The following is a 20,980-nucleotide window of genomic DNA, read 5'->3' as shown; positions in this document are numbered from 1 at the left end:
CGCCCGCCCCGCAGCCGCCGCCCGCCCCGCCAGCGCAGCCAGGGCCGCCGCCGGTGCGGGAGCCGCCCGCCCCGCACGGGCCCCCGGCGTCCCCGCAGCCCGGCGCCGAGCCCACGGGGCTGGTCCGGCTTCCGGCCGGCGCGCCCGTGCAATTGCCCGAGCCCCCGGCCGAGCCGCAGGGCGCGATCCCGCTGGACACCACCCGGGCAGCGGTCGCGGTGCTCCTCATCGGCCCCGCGGGCGCGGGCAAGACGACCGTCGCCCGGCACTGGGCCGAGCGCCGCCGCGTCCCCACCGCCCACATCAGCCTCGACGATGTGCGCGAGTGGGTACGGGCCGGGTTCGCCGACCCACAGCAGGGCTGGCACGAGGGCTCCGAGACCCAGTACCGGCTGGCCCGCCGCACCTGCGGCTTCGCGGCGCGCAACTTCCTGGCCAACGGCATCTCCTGCATCCTCGACGACGCCGTCTTCCCCGACTGGCCCGTCGTCGGCCTCGGCGGCTGGAAGCGCCACGTCGGCCCCGGCCTCATCCCCGTCGTGCTGCTGCCCGGCCTCGACGTCGTCCTGGAGCGCAACGCCGAGCGCAGCGGCAACCGCCGCCTGTCGGACGAGGAGGTGGCCCGCATCCACGGCCGCATGGCGGGGTGGTACAGCTCCGGCCTGCCGATCATCGACAACACCCGGCACGACGTCGAGACCACCGCCCGGCTGCTGGACGAGACCGTCGCCCGCGCCCTCACCAGCCCCCCGTCGTGGTAGCGCCCCCGGCGGCCATGGCCGGTGCCGGCCCCCGGGCATGGCGCGGCCTCACGTTCGGCTGTCCCAAAGCGGCCGACGGCGCTCGCCGCCCTTAGGCTCGTCCCATGTCCGAGGTGCACATGGCCCGACGCTCCCGGCTGCGCGACCGGTCCGCCGCGACCGGCACGGCCGACGGGACGGCCGTGCTCGTGACCACCCCGGCCAACCTGCGCTACCTCACCGGCTGCGCGCCCCGGGGGGCCGCCCTGCTGCTCGACCCCGACGGTCACGACACCCTCCTCACCTCCGCCGACGCCACCCCGCCCCCGCCGGGCCTGGGCGACCCCGCCGACGCCCTGCGGGTACGCGGCCTGCCCGCTCCCGGCGCCGACGCGGCGGTGGCTGCCGGTGAGCTCGCCGCTCGCGGCCGGGCCGGTGCCCTCGCCGTCGAAGAACACCACCTCACCGTGGCCCGGCACCGCGCGCTCGGCGCGGCAGCCCCCACGCTGCGGCTCACCGACCTCGGCTGCGCCGTCGAACAGCAGCGGCTGGTCAAGGACGACGAAGAGATCGCCGCCCTGCGGATCGCCGCCGAGATCACCGACCAGGCACTGGGCGAACTGCTGGAATCCATCCTCGTGGGCCGCACCGAGCGGCACCTGGCGCTGGAGCTGGAACGGCGGCTGATCGACCACGGTGCCGACGGCCCGGCCTTCCCCACCTCGGTGGCCACCGGCCGCCACTCGGGCCTGGCCGATCACGTCCCCAGCGACCGCCGGGTGGAGGAGGGTGACTTCCTCACCGTCCGGCTCGGGGCCTGCTATCGCGGCTACCGCTGCCGCATCGGCCGTACCTTCGTCATCGGCACCGCACCCGCCGACTGGCAGATCCAGCTCCACGACCTGGTGTTCACCGCCCAGCGGGCCGCCCGCGAGGCGCTGGCGCCCGGTGCGCAGTGCCGCATGGTGGACCGGGCGGCGCGTGCCCTGCTGGACGCCGCGGGGTACGGTGACGCGCTCGGACCGGCCGTCGGCGGGGGTGTCGGACTGGAAATCGGCGAGGACCCGCTGCTGGCCCCCTCGGGCGTGGGTAAACTGGACGCTTGCGTGCCGGTCACCGTCGAACCGGGGGTCCATCTCCCGGGCCGGGGCGGCGTCCGGATCGATGACACACTCGTCGTCCGTGCGCAGTCGGACGGCGGACCGGAGCTACTCACCATCACGACCAAGGAGCTGCTCGCGCTATGAGCCCTAGCCGGGTCCGTGCGGTCCGGGCGCCCTTGGTACCGAAGCAGCGTCTGTAGGAGATTCCGCGACCGTGGCCACCACGAACGACCTCAAGAACGGCATGGTGCTCAAGCTCGACGCGGGCCAGCTCTGGTCCGTTGTCGAGTTCCAGCACGTCAAGCCCGGCAAGGGCCCTGCCTTCGTGCGCACCAAGCTGAAGAACGTGCTCTCCGGCAAGATCGTCGACAAGACGTTCAACGCCGGCACCAAGGTCGAGACGGCCACCGTTGACCGCCGGAGCATGCAGTTCTCGTACATGGACGGCGACTACTTCGTCTTCATGGACATGGACACCTTCGACCAGCTCCACGTGGAGCGCAAGACGGTCGGCGACGCCGCGAACTTCCTCATCGAGGGCTTCGAGGCCACGGTGGCCATGCACGAGGGCAACGTGCTGTTCGTGGAGCTGCCCGCCTCCGTCGAGCTGACGATCGAGCACACCGACCCCGGCGTGCAGGGCGACCGCTCCACCGGCGGCACCAAGCCCGCCAAGCTGGAGACCGGCTACGAGATCGGCGTCCCGCTGTTCATCACCACCGGCGAGAAGATCAAGGTTGACACCCGTTCCGGGGAGTACCTCGGCCGGGTGAACAGCTGACGTGGCTGCCCGCACCAAAGCCCGCAAACGCGCCTTCCAGATCCTCTTCGAGGCCGACCAGCGGGAGACCGGCGTCCACGAGGTGCTGGCCGACTGGATGCGGCACGCCCGCAGCGACTCCCGGCAGCCGCCGGTCAGCGACTACACGATGCGGCTTGTGGAGGGCTACGCCCAGCACACCGCGCGCATCGACGAGCTGATCTCCGAGCACGCCGTGGGCTGGACGCTGGACCGCATGCCGGCGGTCGATCGCAACGTGCTGCGGCTGGGCGCCTATGAGCTGCTGTGGGAGGAGGAGACCCCCGACGCGGTGGTGCTGGACGAGTGCGTGCAGCTCGCGAAGGAGTTCTCCACCGACGAGTCGCCCGCGTTCATCAACGGCCTGCTGGGCCGCCTGAAGGACCTGGGCCCCGCCGCCCGCGGCTGACCCGCGCCCGACCCAGCGAAACGAAGGCCCCGGAGCACACAGCTCCGGGGCCTTCGGGTGCGGTGTGCGGGCGTCGCCACCCGCACACCGCACAGTGGCGGCTTAGCGCCGTCAGGCGTCCTCGTGGGCCACCGCGCGGCGGGCGTCGGCGTCCAGGACGCCCCAGCCGATCAGCTGCTCGGTGAGCACCGAGGGGGACTGGTCGTAGATCACGGCGAGCGTGCGCAGGTCATCCTGACGGATCGAGAGCACCTTGCCGTTGTAGTCCCCGCGCTGGCTCTGGATCGTGGCGGCGTACCGCTGCAGCGGACCCGCCTTGTCGGCCGGGACGTGGGCCAGGCGCTCCAGGTCGAGCACGAGCTTGGGCGGCGGCTCGGCGGCACCGCCCGGCGTACTGCCCGGCAGCAGCTCCTGCACCGGGACGCCGTAGAAGTCCGCCAGCTCGGCGAGGCGCTGCACGGTCACCGCGCGGTCCCCGCGCTCGTACGAGCCGACCACGACCGCTTTCCAGCGGCCCTGGGACTTCTCTTCGACGCCGTGGAGGGAGAGGCCCTGCTGGGTGCGGATGGCCCGGAGCTTGGCTCCGAGTTGTTTGGCGTATTCGCTGGACATATGGCTCCCCGGAAGAGGCGTTGGTAACTCACTGTGAGGTTACGCAGCGTAATGTGCGGCGTCAAGCTGAGGCCAACACTCATCTGCCCCACCTGCGCCTCAGCAGTCCCGGCAGCACCCGTGTGACCAGGCATGGGGCGGTCTCTGGTACCGTGACAGGCGCACAGAATCAGGCGTCCTTTAAGGCCCGTCCCGTGAGGCGGGGAAGGAGGTCCGTTTTTCATGGACAGCAACACCACCGGCAGCCAGACCGCTGCCGACCCGGCCGCCGCGCACCACGCCGCCGCCCGGCCGGTGCTCGAAGGCCCGGACATCGCCCGGGTCCTCACCCGCATCGCCCACGAGATCGTCGAACGTGCCAAGGGCGCCGACGACGTGGTGCTCCTCGGCATCCCCACCCGCGGCGTGCACCTCGCCGAGCGGCTGGGCGCCAAGCTCGCCGACATCACCTCCCGCCCCGTCCCGGTCGGCTCGCTGGACATCACCATGTACCGCGATGATCTGCGGCTGCGGCCCGCCCGCGCGCTGGCCCGCACCGAGATCCCCGGGGACGGCATCGAGGGTGCCCTGGTCGTCCTGGTTGACGACGTGCTCTTCTCCGGCCGCACCATCCGCGCCGCGCTCGACGCCCTCGGCGATCTCGGCCGCCCCCGCGCTGTCCAGCTCGCCGTCCTGGTCGATCGCGGCCACCGCGAGCTGCCCATCCGCGCCGACTACGTCGGCAAGAACCTGCCCACGTCGCTGCGCGAGACCGTCCGCGTCCAGCTCGCCGAGGAAGACGGCCGCGACGCGGTGCTGCTCGGCGAGCGGAGAGAGGCGGGGGCGCCCGGGTCTGACGGCCCACAGCGCGGCTCCGCGCGCCCCGACGACCGATAACCCGCCCACGCCACCACCTGCCCGCCGAGCCGCCCGGACGGGCCCCGCCCGCACGCCTGCCCGCCCCGGCACGCCTCTCCTCCACCCCCGGAAGGCAACAGATGAAGCACCACCTCATCTCGGCCGCCGACCTCTCCCACGATGACGCCGTCCTGATCCTCGACACCGCCGAGGAGCTGGGACGGCTCGCCGACCGGCCGATCAAGAAGCTGCCGACGCTGCGCGGCCGCACCGTCGTCAACCTCTTCTTCGAAGACTCCACCCGCACCCGGATCTCCTTCGAGGCCGCCGCCAAGCGCCTGTCGGCCGATGTGATCAACTTCTCCGCCAAGGGCTCGTCGGTCTCCAAGGGCGAGTCGCTGAAGGACACCGCGCTCACCCTGGAGGCGATGGGTGCCGACGCCGTGGTCATCCGCCACCACGACTCCGGGGCCCCGCACCGGCTGGCCACCTCCGGGTGGATCGGCGGCTCGGTGGTCAACGCGGGCGACGGCACCCACGAGCACCCCACCCAGGCGCTGCTGGACGCCTTCACCCTGCGGCGCCGCTTCGGCACGGGGGCCGGGAGCGACCTGTCCGGGCGGCGCGTGACGATCGTCGGTGACATCCTGCACAGCCGCGTCGCGCGTTCCGGCGTGCACCTGCTGAGCACGCTTGGCGCCGAGGTCACCCTCGTCGCGCCGCCCACGCTCGTCCCGGTCGGCGTCGAGCACTGGCCGTGCGAGGTCTCCTACGACCTCGACGCGGTGCTGGGCACCTCCGACGCCGTGATGATGCTGCGCGTGCAGCGCGAGCGGATGAACGCCGCCTACTTCCCCACCGAGCGCGAGTACGCCCGCCGCTACGGCCTGGACGGCGCCCGCATGGCCCGGATGCCACAGCACGCGCTCGTCATGCACCCCGGGCCGATGAACCGCGGCATGGAGATCACCGCCGACGTCGCCGACTCGCCGCGCTGCACCGCCGTCGAGCAGGTCACCAACGGCGTGTCCACCCGCATGGCGGTGCTCTACCTGCTGCTCGGCGGCGCCGCCCTGGCCGCGCCCCCCGCCGGGACCACCGCCAAGCCAACCGCTGAGACCGCCGCTGACAGCACTGCCGCGCACCGCGCCGAGGAGAACAAGTGAGCACCAACACGATCCTGATCCGTGGCGCGCGGGTACTGGGCGGGCCGCCCGGTGACGTGCTGATCGACGGCGAGACGATCGCCGAGGTCGGCCCCGGGCTGGACGCCAGCGGCGCGCGGGTGATCGAGGCCGGCGGGCTCGTCCTGCTGCCCGGTCTGGTGGACCTGCACACCCACCTGCGCGAGCCGGGCCGGGAGGACTCCGAGACCGTCCTGACCGGGACCCGCGCCGCCGCCCGGGGCGGGTTCACCGCCGTGCACGCCATGGCCAACACCTTCCCCGTCGCCGACACCGCCGGGGTGGTGGAGCAGGTGTGGCGGCTGGGCCGGGAGTCCGGCTACTGCGACGTGCAGCCGGTCGGCGCCGTCACCGTCGGCCTCGCGGGCAGGCAGCTCGCGGAACTCGGCGCCATGCACGAGTCCGCCGCGGGCGTCACCGTCTTCTCCGACGACGGCAAGTGCGTGGACGACGCGGTGATCATGCGCCGGGCGCTGGAGTACGTGAAGGCGTTCGACGGCGTCATCGCCCAGCACGCCCAGGAGCCCCGGCTGACCGAGGGCGCCCAGATGAACGAGGGGGTCGTCTCCGCCGAGCTGGGCCTGGGCGGCTGGCCCGCGGTCGCCGAGGAGTCGATCGTCTCCCGCGACGTGCTGCTCGCCGCGCACGTCGGCTCCCGGGTGCACATCTGCCACCTGTCCACCGCCGGGTCGGTGGAGATCGTGCGCTGGGCCAAGTCCAAGGGCTGGAACGTCACCGCCGAGGTCACCCCGCACCACCTGCTGCTCACCGACGAACTGGTGCGCTCCTACGACCCGGTGTACAAGGTCAACCCGCCGCTGCGCACCGAGGCCGACGTGCTGGCGCTGCGCGAGGCGCTCGCGGACGGCACCATCGACTGCGTCGCCACCGACCACGCCCCGCACCCGCACGAGGACAAGGACTGTGAGTGGGGCGCCGCCGCCATGGGCATGGTGGGCCTGGAGACAGCGTTGTCGGTCGTCCAGCACACCATGGTGGACACCGGCCTGCTGGACTGGGCGGGTGTCGCCGACCGCATGTCCTTCCGCCCCGCGCACATCGGCCGGCTGGCTGGCCAGGGCCGCCCCGTCTCGCCCGGTGAGCCCGCCAACCTCACCCTGGCCGATCCGGCTTACCGTGGTCAGGTGGACCCCGTGGGCTTCGCCTCCCGCAGCCGCAACACCCCCTACCGGGGCCGCGAGCTGCCGGGGCGCGTCACACACACCTTCCTGCGGGGCCGGGCCACGGTGACAGACGGGAAGCTGGCGTGAACACGTTTCCATGGACCTTCCTCGCCGAGGGCGGCACTGAGCGCTCCTCGCAGGAGGTGACCCAGCTCGCCGAGCGCGTCGGCTGGGCCGTCGGGCTGCTGCTGCTGGTGGCGCTCGTGTACTGGCTGATGCGGCAGGGCTGGCGCTGGCGCGGCACGCTCCAAAGCGGCCTGCCCGAACCCGCCGGCGTCCCGGAGGAGGCCGGTACCCCGCGCCTGGTCCTGGACGGCCGCTACCACGGGACGACGACGGCCGGACAGTGGCTGGACCGTGTTGTGGCGCATGGCCTCGGGCTGCGCAGCCGCGCCGAGCTGACCCTCACCGACCGGGGCCTGACGGTCCTGCGCCCCGGCACGCGCGACTTCTTCATCCCCGCCGGCGCCCTGCGCGGCGCCCGGCTGGACAAGGGCATCGCGGGCAAGGTCGTCACCGAGGGCGGCCTGCTCGTCATCAGCTGGCAGCTGGGCGAGCAGACGCTCGACTCCGGCTTCCGCTCCGACCACCCCGCTGAGCACGCCGCCTGGCTCGCGGCCCTCACCGAACTCACTCCACCCGGCGACAGCGCTGTCGCCGTCCAGCACGACCGGGAAGGCGCATGATGACGACCTCCACCCGCCCCACACCGGCTCCCGCCGTACTCGTTCTGGAGGATGGCCGCTTCTTTCGCGGCTGTGCTTATGGTGCGGTGGGGGAGACGTTTGGTGAGGCGGTGTTCTCCACTGGTATGACCGGATACCAGGAGACGCTGACTGATCCGTCCTATCACCGGCAGGTGGTGGTGATGACCGCGCCGCATGTTGGTAATACCGGGGTGAATGACGAGGATCCGGAGTCGGGGCGTATCTGGGTGGCTGGGTATGTCGTGCGGGATCCGGCGCGGGTGCCGTCCAGCTGGCGTTCGGTGCGGACGCTGGATGAGGAGCTGGCGGGGCAGGGCGTTGTGGGGATCTCGGGTGTGGATACCCGGGCGCTGACGCGGCATTTGCGTGAGCGTGGTGCGATGCGGGTGGGCATCTTCTCCGGTGAGGCGGTGGGTGCGGACGCTGACTTGCTGGCGCGGGTGCGGGCGGTGCCGCAGATGAAGGGTGCTGACCTGTGTGGGGAGGTGGCCACCACCGAGTCCTATGTGGTGCCTGCCCAGGGGGAGAGGCGTTTCACCGTGGCGGCTGTGGACCTGGGCATCAAGGGGATGACGCCGCAGCGGATGGCTGAGCGCGGTATCGAGGTGCATGTGCTGCCCGCGACTGCCTCGGTGGCGGATATCTACGCGGTGGAGCCGGATGGGGTGTTCTTCTCCAACGGTCCCGGGGATCCGGCCACCGCTGACCATCCGGTGTCGTTGGTGCGGGGGGTGCTGGAGCGCGGGACGCCGCTGTTCGGTATCTGCTTCGGTAACCAGGTGCTGGGCCGGGCGCTGGGGTTTGGCACGTTCAAGCTGAAGTACGGGCATCGTGGGATCAACCAGCCGGTGCAGGACCGGGCTACGGGCAAGGTGGAGATCACCGCGCACAATCACGGGTTCGCTGTGGACGCGCCGCTGGAGGGGCCTGCTCCCACGCCGTTTGGCCGGGCCGAGGTGAGCCATGTCTGTCTGAATGATCAGGTGGTGGAGGGTTTGCGGCTGCTGGACCGGCCCGCGTTCTCCGTGCAGTACCACCCCGAGGCGGCTGCCGGTCCGCATGATGCCGCTTATCTGTTCGACCGTTTCGTTTCCCTGATGGAGGCCCAGCGTGCCTAAGCGCACCGATATCCAGTCCGTCCTGGTGATCGGCTCGGGCCCGATCGTCATTGGCCAGGCCGCGGAGTTCGACTATTCCGGTACTCAGGCGTGCCGGGTGCTCAAGGCCGAGGGCCTGCGGGTGATCCTGGTGAACTCCAACCCGGCCACGATCATGACCGACCCGGAGATCGCCGACGCCACCTACGTGGAGCCGATCACGCCCGAGTATGTCGAGAAGATCATCGCCAAGGAGCGCCCGGACGCGTTGTTGCCGACCCTGGGCGGGCAGACGGCGCTGAATGCGGCGATCTCGCTGCACGAGGCGGGGACGCTGGAGCAGTACGGGGTAGAGCTGATCGGCGCCAATGTGGAGGCGATTCACAAGGGCGAGGACCGGGACCGGTTCAAGGAGGTCGTGGAGGTCGTCCGGAGCAAGATCGGCCATGGCGAGTCGGCCCGCTCTTACATCTGCCATTCCATGGACGACGTGCTGGATGGGGTCAGGGAGCTGGGCGGCTACCCGGTGGTGGTGCGGCCCTCGTTCACGATGGGCGGCGCGGGCTCGGGTTTCGCGCACGATGAGGAGGAGCTGCGCCGCATCGCCGGGCAGGGGCTGACGCTCTCGCCGACCACCGAGGTCCTTCTGGAGGAGTCGATTCTCGGCTGGAAGGAGTACGAGCTGGAGCTGATGCGCGATGCCCGCGACAACGTCGTCGTGGTGTGCTCCATCGAGAACTTCGACCCGATGGGCGTGCACACCGGTGACTCGATCACCGTCGCTCCGGCGATGACGCTCACCGACCGCGAGTACCAGCGGCTGCGTGATGTGGGTATCGCGATCATCCGCGAGGTCGGGGTGGATACCGGGGGCTGCAACATCCAGTTCGCGGTCAACCCCGCGGACGGGCGGGTCATCGTGATCGAGATGAACCCGCGGGTCTCGCGGTCCTCGGCGCTGGCCTCGAAGGCCACCGGGTTCCCGATCGCGAAGATCGCCGCGAAGCTGGCCGTCGGCTACACCCTCGACGAGATCCCCAACGACATCACCGAGCAGACTCCCGCATCGTTCGAGCCCACGCTCGACTACGTGGTCGTCAAGGTCCCGCGGTTCGCGTTCGAGAAGTTCCCGGCCGCGGACTCCACGCTGACGACGACGATGAAGTCGGTCGGTGAGGCGATGGCGATCGGCCGCAACTTCCCCGAGGCGCTGAACAAGGCGCTGCGCTCGCTGGAGAAGAAGGGCAGCCAGTTCGACTTCACCCCCACGGCGGGGACCACCCCCGGGGACCTGGGGGACAAGGACGCCCTGCTGAACCAGGCCCGGCGTCCCACCGACGGGCGGATCAACACCGTCATGCGGGCCATCTGTGCGGGGGCGAGCCCCAGCGAGGTCTTCGAGGCCACCAAGATCGACCCCTGGTTCGTGGACCAGCTGTTCTTGATCAAGGAGGTCGCTGATGAGGTCGCGGCGGCTGAGCTGCTGACGCCCCAGGTACTGGCCCAGGCCAAGCGCTACGGGCTCTCCGACGCCCAGATCGCCACCCTGCGGGGCCTGCGCGAGGACGTGGTGCGCGAGGTACGGCACGCGCTGGGCATCCGCCCCGTCTACAAGACGGTGGACACCTGCGCCGCCGAGTTCGCCGCCCGCACCCCGTACTTCTACTCCTCCTACGACCAGGAGAGCGAGGTCGCCCCGCGCGAGAAGCCCGCGGTGATCATCCTGGGCTCCGGCCCGAACCGCATCGGCCAGGGCATCGAGTTCGACTACTCCTGCGTACACGCCTCCTTCGCGCTCTCCGAGGCGGGCTACGAGACGGTCATGGTCAACTGCAACCCCGAGACCGTCTCCACCGACTACGACACCTCCGACCGGCTCTACTTCGAACCGCTCACCCTGGAGGACGTACTGGAGATCGTGCACGCCGAAACCCAGGCCGGACCCGTGGCCGGGGTCATCGTCCAGCTGGGCGGGCAAACACCCCTGGGCCTGGCCCAGGGACTCAAGGACAACGGCGTGCCCGTCGTCGGCACCCCGCCCGAGGCCATCCACGCCGCCGAGGACCGGGGCGCCTTCGGCCGCGTCCTCACCGAGGCCGGGCTGCCCGCCCCCAAGTACGGCACCGCCTACTCCTTCACCGAGGCCAGGGACATCGCCGCGGGCATCGGCTACCCGGTCATGGTCCGCCCCTCCTACGTGCTGGGCGGCCGCGGCATGGAGATCGTCTACGACGAGCCATCCCTGGGCGCCTACCTGGAGCGGCACGCCGGACTCATCTCCGAGCACCCGGTCCTCATCGACCGCTTCCTGGACGACGCCATCGAAATCGACATCGACGCCCTCTACGACGGCCACGAGCTCTACCTCGGCGGCGTCATGGAACACATCGAAGAAGCCGGCATCCACTCCGGCGACTCCGCCTGCGCCCTGCCCCCCATCACCCTGGGCGGCTACGACATCAAGCGGCTGCGCGCCTCCACCCAGGCCATCGCCCACGGCGTCGGCGTCCGCGGCCTGATCAACATCCAGTTCGCCATGGCCGGGGACATCCTCTACGTCCTGGAAGCCAACCCACGCGCCTCACGCACCGTGCCCTTCACCTCCAAAGCAACCGCCGTACCCCTGGCCAAGGCCGCCGCCCGCATCTCACTGGGCGCCACCATCACCGAACTGCGCGCCGAAGGACTGCTCCCGGCCGAAGGCGACGGCGGCACCCTGCCACTGGACGCGCCCATCTCCGTCAAGGAGGCGGTACTGCCCTGGTCCCGCTTCCGCGACACCCGCGGCCACGGCGTAGACACCGTGCTCGGCCCCGAAATGCGCTCCACCGGCGAGGTCATGGGCATCGACACCGTCTTCGGCTCCGCCTACGCCAAATCCCAGGCGGCAGCCTACGGCGCACTGCCCACCAAGGGACGCGCCTTCGTCTCCGTCGCCAACCGCGACAAACGCTCAATGATCTTCCCGGCCCGCGAACTCGTCGCGCTCGGCTTCGAACTACTGGCCACCTCCGGCACCGCCGAGGTGCTACGCCGCAACGGCATCAACGCCACCGTCGTACGCAAACAGAGCCAGGGAGAGGGACCCAACGGTGAGAAGACCATCGTCCAGCTCATCCACGACGGCCAGGTCGATCTCATCATCAACACCCCCTACGGCACCGGCGGCCGCCTGGACGGCTACGACATCCGCACCGCCGCCGTCGCCCGCTCCGTCCCCTGCCTGACCACCGTCCAAGCCCTGGCCGCCGCCGTCCAGGGCATCGAAGCACTCAGCCGAGGCGAGGTGGGCGTGCGCTCCCTCCAGGAACACGCCGAACACCTGGGCGCCGCCCGGACCCGCTGAGGCACCGGCCGGGGGACGCCCACCCCGCGTCCCCCGGCCGCCCCTGGCCCCGCCCGTCCGCTACCCCGCCCCGTCCGCTGAAGGAACCGGAAGGCCCGCCCGCGCCGCATGTACCGCCTGCTGTTCGACCTCCTCTTCCGGCGGCTGGACCCGGAGAAGGCCCACCACCTGGCCTTCGCCTGGATTCGCGCCCTCGCCCGCGTCCCCGTGCTGCGCACCTTCGCCGCAGCCGTCCTCGCCCCCCGGCACCGCTCGCTGCGGGTCACCGCGCTCGGCCGCCGGATGCACGGCCCGTTCGGCCTGGCCGCCGGGTTCGACAAGAACGCTGTCGGCATCGACGGGCTGACGATGCTCGGCTTCGACCACGTCGAGGTGGGGACCGTCACCGCCCAGCCGCAGCCCGGCAACCCGCGCACGCGCCTGTTCCGGCTGGTGGCGGACCGGGCGCTGATCAACCGCATGGGCTTCAACAACGACGGCTCCGCCGCCGTAGCCGCCCGCCTGCGGGCCCGCGCGGCCGGTCGCCCGGCGTTCCGCACCGTCGTCGGTGTCAACATCGGCAAGACGAAGGTGGTCCCCGAGCAGGATGCGGTGGCCGACTACGTCACCTCCGCCGAGCGCCTGGCCCCCTGCGCGGACTACCTCGTCGTCAACGTCTCCTCGCCCAACACCCCCGGGTTGCGCAGCCTCCAGGCCACCGAGCAGCTGCGTCCGCTGCTGAGCGCCGTGCGCGAGGCCGCCGACCGGGCCGTCCCCGGCCGCCGCGTCCCGCTGCTCGTCAAAATCGCCCCGGATCTCGCCGACGCCGACGTGGACGCCGTGGCCGACCTCGCCGTGGAACTGCGCCTGGACGGCATCATCGCCACCAACACCACCATCGCCCGCGAGGGTCTGGGCCTGCTTTCGCCGCCCGGGCTGTCCGCCGAGACCGGCGGCCTGTCCGGCGCCCCGGTCAGAGAGCGGTCGCTTGAGGTGCTGCGCCGCCTGTACGCGCGCGTCGGCGACCGGCTGCTCCTCATCGGCGTGGGCGGCATCGAGACCGCCGACGACGCCTGGGAACGCATTCTGGCCGGAGCCACCCTCGTCCAGGGCTACACCGGTTTCGTCTACGCGGGGCCGCTGTGGGCGCGCCGTATCCACCGGGGCCTGGCCGCGCGGCTGGCCGCCAGCCCCTACCCGACCCTCGCCGACGCCGTCGGCGCCGACACCCGTGAGGCGGACGCCGCGTGAACCAGACTCCCGAACCGTTCGGCACCCGGCTGCGCCGCGCTCTGGACGCCCGCGGTCCGCTGTGCGTCGGCATCGACCCGCACCCGGCGCTGCTCACCGACTGGGGCCTGGGTGACGACGTCGCCGGGCTGGAGCGCTTCACCCGCACCGTCGTGGACGCGCTCGCCGACCGGGTGGCCCTGGTCAAGCCGCAGTCCGCGTTCTACGAGCGCTTCGGCTCCCGTGGCGTCGCGGTACTCGAACGCGCGCTGGCCGACGCCCGCTCCGGCGGCGCGCTGGTGCTGATGGACGCCAAGCGCGGCGACATCGGCTCCACCATGGCCGCCTACGCCGCCGCCTATCTGGACCCGTCCAGCCCGCTGTTCTCCGACGCCGTCACCCTCAGCCCCTACCTCGGCTTCGGCTCGCTGCGCCCGGCTCTGGACGCCGCCCGGGCCAGCGGTTCCGGAGCCTTCGTTCTCGCCCTCACCTCCAATCCGGAAGGTCCCCAGGTGCAGCGCGCACAGACCGCCGACGGCCGCACCGTCGCGCAGCGCGTGCTGGACGAACTGGCGAAGGAGAACGCCGGCACCGCCCCGCTGGGCTCCTTCGGCGCGGTGGTCGGCGCGACGCTGGCCGAGGCCGGGGCGGACCTGGCGATGGGCGGCCCGCTGCTCGCCCCCGGGCTGGGCGCGCAGGGCGCGAGCGCGGCGGATCTGCCCCGCGTCTTCGGCTCCGCCCTCGGCAGCGTGGTGCCGTCCGTCAGCCGGGGCGTGCTGCGCCACGGTCCCGACACCGGCGCGCTGCGGTCGGCCGTGCGGGCCGAGACGGAGGCGCTGGCCGCTGTCCTGGGCTGACCTGCGGCGGTGCAGGTGAGCGGCGCGGAGGCCCGCTGGGCTGCTACTGGCGGGTATTGTCCCGGAAAGTCCTGTTCGGTTTGAGTCTGACCAGGACTTTTCCGCTGTTCTCGCTGACTTATGCGGGTCTGGCCCGCTAGTCTCCGAGCAGAGCGGCGTGAACAGGCGCGTTGCTCGTTGCTCCACTCCAGTGGGGCTACTAGGTTCCACCCCGACCATCCGACCAGTTCGACATCCGAGGTGACGAAGGCGTGGCTCTTCCGCCCCTTACCCCTGAACAGCGCCAGGCCGCGCTTGAGAAGGCCGCCGCGGCCCGCCGGGAGCGCGCCGAGGTCAAGAACCGGCTCAAGCACTCGGGCGCGACCCTGCACGACGTCATCGAGCAGGGACAGAAGAACGACGTCATCGGCAAGATGAAGGTCAGCGCGCTGCTGGAGTCGCTGCCCGGCGTCGGCAAGGTCCGGGCCCGTCAGATCATGGAGCGGCTCGGCATCTCCGAGAGCCGCCGGGTCCGGGGTCTGGGCTCCAACCAGATCGCGGCCCTTGAGCGGGAGTTCGGCAGCGCGAGCTGAGCGCCGGTGCGGGCCGCCCGCCGCGGCTCGCCCCCGGCGCACAAGCACATCCGGAAACCGGGATAATCACTGCATGACTACTCCTGTCTCCCGGGGGGCAACCCCGGAGCCCCCGGACAGACAACCACGGCTGACCGTGCTCTCCGGCCCCTCCGGGGTCGGCAAGAGCACGGTCGTCGCGCATTTGCGCAAGGCGCACCCCGAGGTCTGGCTCTCGGTCTCGGCCACCACCCGCAGGCCCCGCCCCGGTGAGCGGCACGGCGTCCACTACTTCTTCGTGGACGACGAGGAGTTCGACAAGCTCGTGGCCAACGGCGAACTGCTGGAGTGGGCGGAGTTCGCGGGCAACCGGTACGGCACCCCGCGCCGCGCGGTGCTGGAGAAGCTGGAGGCCGGGGAGCCGGTGCTGCTGGAGATCGACCTGCAGGGCGCCCGGCTGGTGCGCGCCTCCATGCCCGAGGCGCGGCTGGTCTTCCTCGCCCCGCCCAGCTGGGACGAACTGGTGCGCCGGCTCACCGGCCGCGGCACCGAGGCGCCCGAGGTCATCGAACGGCGGCTCGCCGTGGCGCGTACCGAGCTGGCCGCCGAGCCGGAGTTCGACGTCACCTTGGTCAACACCTCCGTCGAGGACGTGGCCGCGGAACTGCTAGCCTTGCTCTGATCGACCCGGGCGAGCCGTCCACGCGCCGTGTAACGGCCACCTGGCTCCGTCCCCGATCATGACAACGACCGCAGGGTCATCAAGACGACCGCATGACGGTCGTCTGAACGTCTCATCCACTCTCGGAAGGCAGAGCGTGTCCTCTTCCATCGCCACGCCCGAGGGCATCATCAATCCGCCGATCGATGAGCTCCTTGAGGCCACCGACTCGAAGTACAGCCTGGTGATCTACGCCGCCAAGCGCGCGCGCCAGATCAACGCGTACTACTCCCAGCTCGGTGAGGGCCTGCTGGAGTACGTCGGGCCGCTGGTGGACACCCACGTCCACGAGAAGCCGCTGTCGATCGCGCTGCGCGAGATCAACGCCGGGCTGCTCACGTCCGAGGCCGTCGAGGCCCCGGTCCAGTAACCCACGGCCGACCGGCCACCGGCCCGGGCAGAACCGTGCCGGAGCGCCGCGTGCGGTTTCGGCAGCACAAGCCACGAACGGGCCCGGCAGCACGGCTGCCGGGCCCGTGGTGTGTCATAGCGGGTGCACAGGCGGTACGCGACGAGCGCAGGCGGGAGTGGCTCATGACGACGGCCCACACGGACCGGCCCACGGTGGTTCTCGGGGTGAGCGGCGGCATCGCCGCCTACAAGGCGTGCGAGCTGCTGCGACGGTTCACCGAGTCCGGACACGAGGTGCGCGTGGTGCCCACCGCCGCCGCGCTGGAGTTCGTCGGCGCCCCCACCTGGGCCGCGCTGTCCGGCCACCCGGTAGGCGCCGAGGTGTGGGAGAGCGTGCACGAGGTGCCGCACGTGGCGATCGGCCGCCAGGCCGACCTCGTGGTCGTCGCCCCCGCCACCGCCGACCTGCTCGCCAAGGCCGCCCACGGCATCGCCGGCGACCTGCTCACCAACACCCTCCTGACCGCGCGCTGCCCAGTCGTCTTCGCCCCGGCCATGCACACCGAGATGTGGGAGCACCCGGCCACCCAGGAGAACGTGGCCACGCTGCGCCGCCGTGGCGCCCTCGTCATCGAGCCCGCCGTCGGCCGGCTGACCGGCGCCGACACCGGGAAGGGCCGCCTGCCCGAGCCGGAGGACATCTTCGCCCTGTGCCGCCGGGTGCTCACGCGCGGCCTGCCCGCCGCCGACCTGGCCGGCCGGCACGTCGTCGTCAGCGCCGGCGGCACCCGCGAGCCGCTGGACCCGGTGCGCTACCTGGGCAACCGCTCCTCCGGGCGCCAGGGCTACGCCTTCGCCGCCACCGCCGCCGCCCGTGGTGCCCGCGTCACCCTCGTCGCCGCCAACACCGCGCTGCCCGACCCGGCAGGGGTCACCGTCGTGCCCGTCGGCACCGCGCTCCAGCTCCGGGAAGCGGTGCTGAAGGCCGCCGCCGACGCGGACGCCGTCGTCATGGCCGCGGCCGTCGCCGACTTCCGGCCCGCGCGGTACGCCAGCGGCAAGATCAAGAAGCGGGACGGGCACGACCCCGAGCCCGTCGCCCTCGTCCGCAATCCCGACGTCCTCGCCGAGCTCTCCGCCGACCGCCCCCACCCCGGCCAGGTCGTCGTGGGCTTCGCCGCCGAGACCGACGACGTGCTGGCCGCCGGCCGCGCCAAGCTCGCCCGCAAGGGCTGCGACCTGCTGGTGGTCAACGAGGTCGGCGAGCACAAGACGTTCGGCTCCGCCGACAACGAGGCTGTGGTCCTCGCCACGGACGGCACCCAGACGCCGGTGCCCTACGGCCCCAAGGAAGCGCTCGCCGACACCGTCTGGGACCTGGTCGGCGCCCGCCTCGGCGCCCCGGCCGCGCCCGCCGGGTGACCACCGCCGCCCGGTGCCCTCCGTCCACGGGGGATGTCGCTGGGTGAGACACCTTGACCAGCCCCATAGGGCGTACGGATAAACTGTCGAACCGGACCCCGAGGGGCGCAGCTCCCCTAGCCGGTCCGACCGTGATCAGCCAGCAGCCGCTGCAACCCCAGGGAGCGATGTGTCCCGCCGCCTGTTTACCTCGGAATCCGTGACCGAGGGCCACCCCGACAAGATCGCCGACCAGATCAGCGACACCATCCTCGACGCCCTGCTCCGCGAGGACCCCGCCTCGCGCGTCGCCGTCGAGACGCTCATCACCACCGGCCAGGTGCACGTCGCTGGCGAGGTCACCACCAAGGCGTACGCGCCCATCGCCACCCTGGTGCGCGAGAAGATCCTCCAGATCGGCTACGACTCCTCCAAGAAGGGCTTCGACGGCGCCTCCTGCGGCGTGTCGGTGTCCATCGGCGCGCAGTCCCCGGACATCGCGCAGGGCGTGGACAGCGCGTACGAGAACCGGGTGCTGGGGGATGAGGACGAGCTGGACCGGCAGGGCGCGGGCGACCAGGGCCTGATGTTCGGGTACGCGTGCGACGAGACGCCCGAGCTGATGCCGCTGCCCGTCACCCTGGCCCACCGCCTGTCGCGGCGGCTGAGCGAGGTGCGCAAGAACGGGACCATCCCCTACCTGCGCCCCGACGGGAAGACGCAGGTCACCATCGAGTACGACGGTGACAAGCCGGTGCGCCTGGACACCATCGTGGTCTCCAGCCAGCACGCCTCGGACATCGACCTGGATTCGCTGCTCGCGCCCGACGTCCGCGAGTTCGTCGTGGACCACGTGCTCGCGCAGCTCGTCGAGGACGGCATCAAGCTGGACACCGAGGGCTACCGGCTGCTGGTGAACCCGACCGGCCGTTTCGAGATCGGCGGCCCGATGGGCGACGCGGGCCTGACCGGCCGCAAGATCATCATCGACACCTACGGCGGCATGGCCCGCCACGGCGGCGGCGCCTTCTCCGGCAAGGACCCCTCCAAGGTGGACCGCTCCGCCGCGTACGCGATGCGCTGGGTGGCGAAGAACGTCGTCGCCGCCGGGCTCGCCGCCCGCTGCGAGGTGCAGGTGGCGTACGCGATCGGCAAGGCGGAGCCGGTCGGCCTGTTCGTGGAGACCTTCGGCACCAACACGGTGGACGAGGCCCGCATCGAGCAGGCCATCACCGGGGTATTCGACCTCCGCCCGGCCGCGATCATCCGCGACCTGGACCTGCTGCGGCCGATCTACGCCGAGACCGCCGCCTACGGTCACTTCGGCCGTGATCTGCCCGACTTCACCTGGGAGCGCACCGACCGCGTCGAAGCCCTCCGCGCCGCCGCGGGCCAGTAACCGCGGGGACCACACCACCGCCAGCCGCCGGACGGGCCGTACCACCAGCCCGTCCGGCGGCTGCGCACACCGGGGCGCGGCCCATGCCGCCGCCTGCCGGGCGCCTCAGGCAACGCCGGGACCGGGCCACGCCCGGGCCCGGCGGCAGCCCTCAGCGCGGGGCCGCCCTGTCCGTGCCGTCTGTTAAGACTGAACGCGTGACCAGCGACGACACCCGGGGGGAGGACGACCCCCCGGCGGAGGCGGGCGAACAGCTCGCCCTCATCAGGGAAACGGTGCGCACGACCCAGCGCGCCGGGCGGGCCAGGCCCCGCACCTGGCGCGGCGCGGCCCTCGCCGAGGAGCTGCCCGTCGCCCGGGTCCTGGTGGACAAGGGCCTGGTCCACCTCGACCGCTACTTCGACTACGCCGTGCCCGCCGCGATGGCCGACGAGGCCCGCCCCGGTGTCCGCGTCCGGGTCCGCTTCGGCGCGGGGGAGCGCGAAGGCCGCCGCGAGGGCGGCAAGCTGATCAACGGCTTCGTCGTCGAGCGCCGTGCCGAGAGCGACTTCCCCGGCACCCTGGCCCCGCTGGCCCAGGTGCTCTCCCCGGAGCCCGTCCTCACCCCCGCCCTGCTGGACCTGTGCCGCGCCGTGGCGGACCGCTACGCGGGCGCCCTCGCCGACGTCGTGCAGCTCGCCGTCCCGCCCCGCATGGCCCGCGCCGAGAAGAGCGCGCCGCGCCCGCCCCAGGCGCCGCAGCCCCCGCCGGCCGCGCCCGAGCCGGGCGGCTGGGCACGCTATCCGCAGGGTTCCGCGTTCCTCGGCGCCCTCGCCACCGGCGGCACCCCCCGCGCGGTGTGGACGGCGCTGCCAGGGCCCGGCTGGCCCGAGGAGCTGGCCAGAGCGCTGGTGGCCGCACTCGCCTCCGGCCGTGGCGCGCTGGCGGTGCTGCCCGACGGCCGTAGCGCCGCCCGCCTCGACGCCGCCTGCACCGCGCTGCTCGGCGCCGGTCACCACGTGCTGCTCACCGCCGACGCCGGGCCGGAGGCACGCTACCGGCGCTGGCTGGCGGTCAGCCGGGGCGCGGTGCGGCTGGTGGTCGGCACCCGCGCCGCCATGTTCGCCCCCGTCCAGCGTCTTGGCCTGGTCGCGCTGTGGGACGACGGCGACACCGCCCACCGCGACGACCACGCCCCCCAGCCGCACGCCCGCGAGGTGCTGATGCTGCGCGCCGCGCACGAGGGCACCGCGCTGCTGCTGGGCGGCCACACCCGCACCGTCGAGGCCGCCCGCCTGCTACAGGCGGGGTGGGCCCGCCCGCTGACGGCGAGCCGGGACACCGTGCGCTCCCTCGCCCCGCTGGTGCGGACCGTCTCGGAGCTGGACGAGGCCCGGGACGCCGCCGCCCGTACCGCCCGCCTGCCCACGCTCGCCTGGCAGACCGCCCGGGACGCCCTGGCCGCCGGGCCGGTGCTCGTCCAGGTGCCGCGCCGTGGCTACGTGCCCCGGCTGGCCTGCGAGCGGTGCCGGGAACCAGCGCGCTGTGCCCACTGCCACGGCCCGCTGACGGCCCCGGGCGCGGCCGAGGAGCTGCGCTGCGGCTGGTGCGGGCGGCAGGCACCGCACTGGCGCTGCCCGGAGTGCGGTACGGCACGGCTGCGGGCCAGTGTCGTGGGCGCCCGGCGTACCGCGGAGGAGCTGGGCCGGGCGTTTTCGGGCGTGGCCGTGCGGACCTCGGGCCGGGACCACGTACTGGCCACCGTGCCCGACCGCCCGGCGCTGGTGGTCAGCACCCCGGGCGCCGAACCGGTGCCGGAGGGTTCCGGGTACGCGGCGGCGCTGCTGCTGGACGGGTGGGCGCTGCTGGGCCGCCCCGATCTGCGGGCCGAGGAGGAGGCGCTGCGGCGCTGGCTGGCCGCCTCCGCGCTGGTGCGTCCGCAGTCCGCGGGCGGCATGGTGGTGGTCCTCGCCGAGCCCGCGCTGCGCCCGGTGCAGGCCCTCGTGCGCTGGGACCCGGACGGCCACGCCGCGCGCGAGCTGGCTGACCGGGCCGAGCTGGGCTACCCGCCGGTCTCCCGCATGGCGTCCGTCAGCGGGCAGCCTAAGGCGGTGGCCGCGTTCCTCGCCACCGCCGAGCTGCCCGCTCAGGCGGAGCTGCTGGGCCCGGTGCCGCTGCCCGTTCTCGCGCCGGGCCGCCCGCGCCGCGTCGGTGATCCGCCACCGGGGCAGGTGTGGGAGCGGATGCTCGTGCGCGTCCCGCCGGGCCGGGGCGCGGCGCTGGCCACGGCGCTCAAGACGGCGCAGGCCGCGCGGCTGGCCCGCCGGGAGGGCCCGCCGGTGCGTCTGCTCATCGACCCGCTGGACCTGGGCTGACGCGGTGGGGCGCACCGCTCGCGGCCAGCGGCGCCCGTCAGCCGCCCCGCGGCGCCGGAAGCGCCCCGGTGCGCGCCTCGCGGGCCGCGGGCGTGCCCTGCGCGGGCACGGCGCGCGCC

General features: G+C 72.7%; 19 protein-coding genes. 18 read left to right on the top strand and 1 reads right to left on the bottom strand.

The features are described 5' to 3' along the window. From JJV70_RS21425 to nusB, 4 genes are all read left to right on the top strand, one after another. The coding region (locus JJV70_RS21425; protein ID WP_219049683.1) for an AAA family ATPase at nt 1–761 on the top strand (761 nt) is incomplete at its 5' end. A 104-nt stretch (nt 762–865) separates the two neighbouring features. Next, nucleotides 866–1,987, top strand: a complete 1,122-nt coding sequence (locus JJV70_RS21420; RefSeq protein WP_219049682.1) for a M24 family metallopeptidase — start codon at nt 866–868, stop codon at nt 1,985–1,987. A 70-nt stretch (nt 1,988–2,057) separates the two neighbouring features. Next, nucleotides 2,058–2,624: an elongation factor P gene (gene efp, locus JJV70_RS21415; protein WP_219049681.1), complete on the top strand. Its 567-nt coding sequence runs from the start codon at nt 2,058–2,060 to the stop codon at nt 2,622–2,624. A 1-nt stretch (nt 2,625) separates the two neighbouring features. After that, on the top strand, nt 2,626–3,051 hold the full coding sequence (gene nusB / locus JJV70_RS21410; protein WP_219049680.1) for a transcription antitermination factor NusB: 426 nt from the start codon (nt 2,626–2,628) through the stop codon (nt 3,049–3,051). Nucleotides 3,052–3,162: 111 nt separating this feature from the next. Here nusB and bldD read toward each other — a convergent pair whose 3' ends face one another. Continuing rightward, nucleotides 3,163–3,663: a transcriptional regulator BldD gene (bldD, locus tag JJV70_RS21405; RefSeq protein ID WP_219049679.1), complete on the bottom strand. Its 501-nt coding sequence runs from the start codon at nt 3,661–3,663 to the stop codon at nt 3,163–3,165. A 222-nt stretch (nt 3,664–3,885) separates the two neighbouring features. Between bldD and pyrR the strand changes: the two genes are divergently transcribed. The 14 genes from pyrR (at nt 3,886) to JJV70_RS21335 (ending at nt 20,861) form a co-directional block, all read left to right on the top strand. After that, nucleotides 3,886–4,539, top strand: a complete 654-nt coding sequence (pyrR, locus tag JJV70_RS21400) for a bifunctional pyr operon transcriptional regulator/uracil phosphoribosyltransferase PyrR (RefSeq protein WP_219049678.1) — start codon at nt 3,886–3,888, stop codon at nt 4,537–4,539. Nucleotides 4,540–4,640: 101 nt separating this feature from the next. Further along, nucleotides 4,641–5,666: an aspartate carbamoyltransferase catalytic subunit gene (locus JJV70_RS21395; protein ID WP_219049677.1), complete on the top strand. Its 1,026-nt coding sequence runs from the start codon at nt 4,641–4,643 to the stop codon at nt 5,664–5,666. Further along, complete coding sequence (locus JJV70_RS21390) at nt 5,663–6,955, top strand: dihydroorotase (protein WP_219049676.1); 1,293 nt, start codon at nt 5,663–5,665, stop codon at nt 6,953–6,955. Before JJV70_RS21395 ends, JJV70_RS21390 begins: the two co-directional genes overlap by 4 nt. Then, nucleotides 6,952–7,554, top strand: a complete 603-nt coding sequence (locus JJV70_RS21385; protein WP_219049675.1) for a hypothetical protein — start codon at nt 6,952–6,954, stop codon at nt 7,552–7,554. Before JJV70_RS21390 ends, JJV70_RS21385 begins: the two co-directional genes overlap by 4 nt. Next, nucleotides 7,554–8,693, top strand: coding sequence for a glutamine-hydrolyzing carbamoyl-phosphate synthase small subunit (carA, locus tag JJV70_RS21380; protein WP_219049684.1), 1,140 nt, complete (start codon nt 7,554–7,556; stop codon nt 8,691–8,693). Before JJV70_RS21385 ends, carA begins: the two co-directional genes overlap by 1 nt. Then, nucleotides 8,686–12,018: a carbamoyl-phosphate synthase large subunit gene (carB, locus tag JJV70_RS21375; RefSeq protein WP_219049674.1), complete on the top strand. Its 3,333-nt coding sequence runs from the start codon at nt 8,686–8,688 to the stop codon at nt 12,016–12,018. Before carA ends, carB begins: the two co-directional genes overlap by 8 nt. Nucleotides 12,019–12,126: 108 nt before the next feature. After that, on the top strand, nt 12,127–13,248 hold the full coding sequence (locus JJV70_RS21370; protein WP_219049673.1) for a quinone-dependent dihydroorotate dehydrogenase: 1,122 nt from the start codon (nt 12,127–12,129) through the stop codon (nt 13,246–13,248). Then, entirely contained in the window at nt 13,245–14,084 is an 840-nt protein-coding gene (gene pyrF / locus JJV70_RS21365; protein WP_219049672.1) for an orotidine-5'-phosphate decarboxylase, read from the top strand. Before JJV70_RS21370 ends, pyrF begins: the two co-directional genes overlap by 4 nt. Before the next feature lie 251 nt (nt 14,085–14,335). Further along, nucleotides 14,336–14,656, top strand: coding sequence for an integration host factor, actinobacterial type (mihF, locus tag JJV70_RS21360; protein WP_219049671.1), 321 nt, complete (start codon nt 14,336–14,338; stop codon nt 14,654–14,656). A 73-nt stretch (nt 14,657–14,729) separates the two neighbouring features. After that, nucleotides 14,730–15,317: a guanylate kinase gene (gene gmk / locus JJV70_RS21355; protein ID WP_219049670.1), complete on the top strand. Its 588-nt coding sequence runs from the start codon at nt 14,730–14,732 to the stop codon at nt 15,315–15,317. 136 nt (nt 15,318–15,453) lie between these two features. Continuing rightward, the gene (gene rpoZ, locus JJV70_RS21350; RefSeq protein WP_219049669.1) at nt 15,454–15,726 is read left to right on the top strand and encodes a DNA-directed RNA polymerase subunit omega; all 273 of its coding nucleotides are present in this window, start codon (nt 15,454–15,456) and stop codon (nt 15,724–15,726) included. A 164-nt stretch (nt 15,727–15,890) separates the two neighbouring features. Next, nucleotides 15,891–17,129, top strand: a complete 1,239-nt coding sequence (gene coaBC / locus JJV70_RS21345) for a bifunctional phosphopantothenoylcysteine decarboxylase/phosphopantothenate--cysteine ligase CoaBC (RefSeq protein WP_219049668.1) — start codon at nt 15,891–15,893, stop codon at nt 17,127–17,129. A gap of 169 nt (nt 17,130–17,298) precedes the next feature. Further along, nucleotides 17,299–18,507: a methionine adenosyltransferase gene (gene metK, locus JJV70_RS21340; RefSeq protein WP_219049667.1), complete on the top strand. Its 1,209-nt coding sequence runs from the start codon at nt 17,299–17,301 to the stop codon at nt 18,505–18,507. Between the two features lie 197 nt (nt 18,508–18,704). Then, on the top strand, nt 18,705–20,861 hold the full coding sequence (locus tag JJV70_RS21335) for a primosomal protein N' (RefSeq protein ID WP_308294947.1): 2,157 nt from the start codon (nt 18,705–18,707) through the stop codon (nt 20,859–20,861). The last annotated feature ends 119 nt before the right edge of the window (nt 20,862–20,980 follow it).

The organism is Streptomyces sp. JJ66 (genome assembly GCF_019303495.1).
GTDB lineage: Bacteria > Actinomycetota > Actinomycetes > Streptomycetales > Streptomycetaceae > Streptomyces.
Note: the sequence above shows the minus strand (reverse complement) of the source record. Positions and strands in the feature narration are given on the sequence as shown.